Source organism: Nocardia nepalensis, from assembly GCF_048910785.1.
Lineage (GTDB): Bacteria > Actinomycetota > Actinomycetes > Mycobacteriales > Mycobacteriaceae > Nocardia > Nocardia nepalensis.
On sequence record NZ_JBKBET010000006.1, the window covers coordinates 1 to 5,574 of the forward strand.

Annotated in this window: 1 protein-coding gene; it reads left to right on the forward strand. The window is 67.5% G+C overall.

Features of this window, described 5'->3' with window-relative positions; translation table 11 throughout:
* Positions 1-12: 12 nt before the first annotated feature.
* Positions 13-5,574: SDR family NAD(P)-dependent oxidoreductase (locus tag ACHQ4I_RS06890; protein ID WP_420770847.1), on the forward strand; the 5,562-nt coding region annotated here is incomplete at its 3' end.

The following is a 5,574-nucleotide window of genomic DNA, read 5'->3' on the forward strand; positions in this document are numbered from 1 at the left end:
CGTGGTCGGTTGATGCAGGCGTTGCCTGCCGGTGGTGCGATGGTCGCTGTCGGTGCTTCCGAGCCGGACGTGATGCCGCTGCTGGCCGGTGTCGATGGGGTGTCGATCGCGGCGGTGAATGGTCCTTCGTCGGTGGTGCTGTCCGGTATCGAAGACGATGTGCTCGCGGTAGTCGCGAGGTGCACCGAGCGTGGTTGGCGCACACACCGATTGCGGGTTTCGCATGCGTTCCATTCGGCTCTGATGGAGCCGATGCTGGCCGAGTTCGCTTCGGTGATCGAGGGTTTGACGTTCGGTCGCCCGAGTATCGCGTTGGTGTCGACGGTGACCGGTGCGCGCGTCACGGAGGAGATGTCGGACTCGGCGTACTGGGTGGGTCAGGTCCGGGACACGGTCCGTTTCGCGGATGCTGTTGCGGCAATGGCGGATCTGGGTGTAGCCAGGTTCGCCGAGGTCGGCCCCGACGCGGTGCTGACCCCGATGGTCGCCCAGACTCTCGATGACGAGGCTGCTGTCGTGGTGGCGTTGGCGCGTCGTGACCGTGCCGATGCGTCCGCGGTGGCGGGTGGGATCGCCGGATTGTTCGTGGCCGGTGCCGAGGTGAATTGGGCCGGTGTCTACGCCGGGACCGGGGCGCAGCGAATCGACCTGCCCACCTATGCCTTCCAGCACCGCCGCTACTGGATACCCGAAGGTTCCGCCGGCAAGGGTGACGCCCGGTCGATGGGGCTCGTCGCGACCGGTCACCCGCTGGTGTCGGCGGTGGTGTCGCAACCGGATTCCGATGTGGTCGCCGTCAGCGGCAGATTGTCGGTGCAGACGCAGCCCTGGTTGGCCGACCACCGGGTCATGGACACCGTGTTGTTCCCCGGCACCGGTCTGGTCGAACTCGCCCTGCACGCCGGTGAGCGGGTGGGCTGTTCGAGCCTGGACGAGCTGATCCTGCGTGCCCCGTTGGTGTTGCCGGAGTCCGGTGGCGTCGCGGTGCAGGTCGTGATCGGCGGTGCGGACCAGGGGCGTCGTGGGGTGCGGATCTTCTCCCGCCCCGACGACGATGCCGATTCGGTGGTGTCGTGGACCTTGCATGCCGAAGGCGTCCTCGTGCCGGAAGCCGACGGCGCACCGGCGGACCTGGCGCAGTGGCCGCCCGCCGACGCCACCGCGGTCCCGGTCGAGGACCTCTACGACTCCCTCGACGTGCAGGGCTATCACTACGGTCCGGTGTTCCAGGCGTTGCGGGCGGTGTGGCGCGGATCCGACGGGCTCTATGCCGAGGTCGCTTTGCCTGAGGCGGCGCGAGGGGATGCTGGGCGGTTCGGTGTGCATCCGGCGTTGCTGGATGCGGCTTTGCACGCGTTGCGTTTTGCCGATGACTCGGCGTCGGAGGAATCCGGTCTGGCGTTGCCGTTCGAGTGGTCGGGTGTGACGGTGCATGCGGGGGGAGCCGATGCGTTGCGGGTCCGGCTGACTCGTATCGGTGAGCGTGGGGTTGGGTTGGATCTGGCGGATTCGATGGGTGCTGCGGTGGCGACGGTGCGGCATTTGGCGTCTCGGCCGATCGATCCCGCACAGCTCACCGCGGGCACGCCGATTTCTCGTACCGCCATGTTCGACGTGAGCTGGGCACCGATCACGGTGACCGAGAGCGACGTCGCTGCGGTGGCCTGGGCGGACCTCGGTGAGGTGGGCGAGCAGGTCCCACCAGCAGTGCTGCTGGACTGCCCGGCGGGCAATGATCCTGCAGCCGTTCGTGCTGCGACTCATGGCGTGTTGCAGGTGTTGCAGTCCTGGTTTGCCGAGCCTCGGTTCGGTGAGTCGGTGCTGGTGGTTCGGACCAGTGGCGCGGTATCGGTTGCCGGGGAGGACATTTCGAATCTGGCCGGTGCCGCTGTGGGCGGCCTGGTTCGTTCGGCCCAGGCCGAGGGTGTCGGACGGATCGTATTGGTGGATACCGATTCCGAGCTCGACGGTCTGTTGGGCGGGATTCTGGCATCAGAGGAACCGCAGGTGGCCGTCCGTGATGGGCAGGTGTACCGAGCGCGACTCGGGCGCGTCGTCTCCACCGCCGCCCTCGCGACCGGCTCTTTCGATTCGGACGACACTGTCCTGATCACCGGCGCCAGCGGCTATCTCGGCGCGCTGTTCGCCCGGCACCTGGTGAACGCCCACGGCGTGCGCCATCTGTTGTTGCTGAGTCGACGCGGTGAATCCGCCCCGGGTGCACTCGAACTGCGCGACGAGTTGCGGCAATCCGGTGCCGAGGTCGAGTTCGTCGCATGCGATGTCGCGGACCGCGGCGCGCTGGCCGAGGTGCTGGCCGCTATTCCTGCCGCACAACCGCTTACGGGCGTCTTCCACCTGGCCGGTGTGCTCGACGACGGTGCGATCGCTTCGCTGACTCCGGAGCGGATGGACGCGGTGCTGGAGCCGAAGGTCGATGCCGCGCTGCACCTGCACGAGCTGACCACCGACCTGCAGTTGAAGGCGTTCGTGCTGTTCAGCTCGGTCGCGGGCCCATTCGGCAGTCCCGGCCAGGGCAACTACGCCGCGGCCAACGCCTGCCTCGATGCGCTGGCAGCGCACCGCAGGGCATCCGGGCGTTCGGGCACATCTCTGGCCTGGGGTCTGTGGAGCACCGACGGCGGTATGGCCGCGGAGCTCAGCGACGTCGACCGGCGCCGCATGTCCCGGTCGGGCCTGCTGCCGCTGTCGCCGGAGCAGGGTCTCGCCCTGTTCGATGCCGCGACGGCAATGGACAGCGCGGCCCTCGTCCTCGCCCGGGTGGATCTGGATGCCATGCGCGCCGCGGGATTCGCCGCGCCCGCACTGTTTTCCGCGCTGATCCCGCAGCGCCGCAAAGCGGCCTCGGGCGCGTCCGCGGCGCTGCGTGCTCGGCTGTCGAGCACTCCCGACAGCGAGCGTTTCGACGTGCTGCTGGAGATCGTGCGCGGTCAGATCGCCACCGTCCTCGGCCACGAGAACACGAACGCGGTGGCAGCGGACCGGGCCTTCAACGAGCTGGGCTTCGATTCGATCACCGCTGTCGAATTCCGCAATGCGCTGAAGGCCGCCACCGGTCTCTCGCTGCCCGCGACCTTGGTGTTCGACTACCCCACGCCCCAGGCTTTGGCACGGTATCTGGCCGACGAGTTCGCCGGCACGAGCCGCGATGTCGAGGTCACCGCCGTCCGGGCGGTCGACGGCGACCCGATCGCCGTGGTCGGCATGGCCTGCCGTTACCCCGGAGGGGTGCGGTCCCCGGAAGAACTCTGGGAACTCGTGCACACCGGCCGGGACGCGGTATCGACGTTCCCGGTCGACCGCGGCTGGGACCTGAACGGCATCTACGATCCGGAACCCGGCCGCGCGGGTAAGTCCTACACCCGAGAGGGCGGATTCCTGCACACGGCTGCCGATTTCGACGCGGACTTCTTCGGGATCAGTCCCAACGAAGCCGTGATGACCGATCCGCAGCAGCGGCAACTGCTGGAAACCACGTGGGAGGCGTTGGAGCGCGCAGGTGTGGATCCGGCGGTGCTGCGCGGCAGTTCGACGGGTGTCTTCACCGGCGTCATGTACCACGACTACGCCCAGGGGACCGGTAACAGCGCGGCCGGCAGCCTGGTGTCCGGTCGCATCGCCTACACCCTCGGGTTGGAGGGCCCGGCCGTGTCGGTGGATACGGCGTGCTCGTCGTCTTTGGTGACAATGCATTTGGCGGCGCAGTCGCTGCGGTCGGGGGAATGCGATCTGGCCTTGGCCGGTGGCGTGACGGTGATGGCGACTCCGGAAACTCTGGTGGAGTTCAGTCGGCAGCGGGGTTTGTCGCCGGATGGCCGGTGTAAGTCCTTCGCGGATGCGGCCGATGGTGTCGGCTGGTCCGAGGGGGCCGGGATGTTGGTGTTGGAGCGGTTGTCCGACGCCCGCCGCAATGGTCATGACGTGCTTGCGGTGATCGCTGGTTCGGCGGTGAATCAGGATGGTGCGTCGAACGGTTTGACCGCGCCGAATGGTCCGTCGCAGCGGCGGGTGATTCGCCAAGCGCTGGCGAATGCGGGAGTTTCGCCGGTCGATGTCGATGTGGTGGAGGCGCACGGCACGGGTACGACGCTGGGCGATCCGATTGAGGCCCAAGCCCTTTTGGCTACGTACGGGCAGGGTCGTGATGCGGATCGTCCGCTGTGGTTGGGGTCGTTGAAGTCCAATATCGGTCATGCTCAGGCGGCGGCTGGTGTGGGTGGTGTGATCAAGATGGTCATGGCGATGCGCCACGGGCTGCTGCCGAGGACGCTGCACGTCGATGCGCCCAGTACCAAAGTTGATTGGTCCGAAGGACATATCCGGTTGTTGACCGAGGCGGTGCCGTGGCCGGAGGTCGATCGGCCGCGGCGTGCGGGTGTCTCGTCGTTCGGTATCAGCGGCACCAACGCCCACGTCATCATCGAACAGGCCCCGGTGCCGACGGTGGAGCCGGAGCCGGTGGTCAAGTCCGCACCGGCGGGCGGGCTGCTGCCATGGGCGGTTTCGGCCCGCAGTGCCGAGGCACTGGCCGCTCAGGCGGACCGCTTGGCATCGCATGTGGGCGAACACGATCCGATCGATATCGGTTTCTCGCTGGCGTCGACACGCAGTGTTTTCGAGCATCGCGCTGTTGTGGTGGCCGGTGACCGTGCCGGGCTACTGGCAGGTGTCGGGGTCGTGGCAGCCGGTGCGCAGGCGCCCGGTGTGGTGAGCGGCCGCGTGCTGGCGGGTTCGACGGGTGTGGTGTTCTCGGGTCAGGGTGCCCAGTGGGCCGGCATGGCCACGGAGCTGCGCGCGGCCTTCCCGGTCTTCGGCGACCACTTCGATGCGATCGTCGCCGAGTTGGATCCGCTGCTGGAACAGTCAGTTTCGCTGAGCGATGCGTTGGCGGACGATGAGCTGGTCGATCGGACGGTGTTCGCGCAGGCGGGTCTGTTCGCGTTCGAGGTGGCGTTGTACCGGCTGCTCGAATCCTGGGGAGTCCGGGCTGACGTCGTAGCCGGTCACTCGATCGGTGAGATCGCTGCCGCGCATGTGGCGGGTGTGTTGTCGCTGTCGGATGCCTGTGTGTTGGTGGCTGCGCGTGGTCGGTTGATGCAGGCGTTGCCTGCCGGTGGTGCGATGGTCGCTGTCGGTGCTTCCGAGCCGGACGTGATGCCGCTGCTGGCCGGTGTCGATGGGGTGTCGATCGCGGCGGTGAATGGTCCTTCGTCGGTGGTGCTGTCCGGTATCGAAGACGATGTGCTCGCGGTAGTCGCGAGGTGCACCGAGCGTGGTTGGCGCACACACCGATTGCGGGTTTCGCATGCGTTCCATTCGGCTCTGATGGAGCCGATGCTGGCCGAGTTCGCTTCGGTGATCGAGGGTTTGACGTTCGGTCGCCCGAGTATCGCGTTGGTGTCGACGGTGACCGGTGCGCGCGTCACGGAGGAGATGTCGGACTCGGCGTACTGGGTGGGTCAGGTCCGGGACACGGTCCGTTTCGCGGATGCTGTTGCGGCAATGGCGGATCTGGGTGTAGCCAGGTTCGCCGAGGTCGGCCCCGACGCGGTG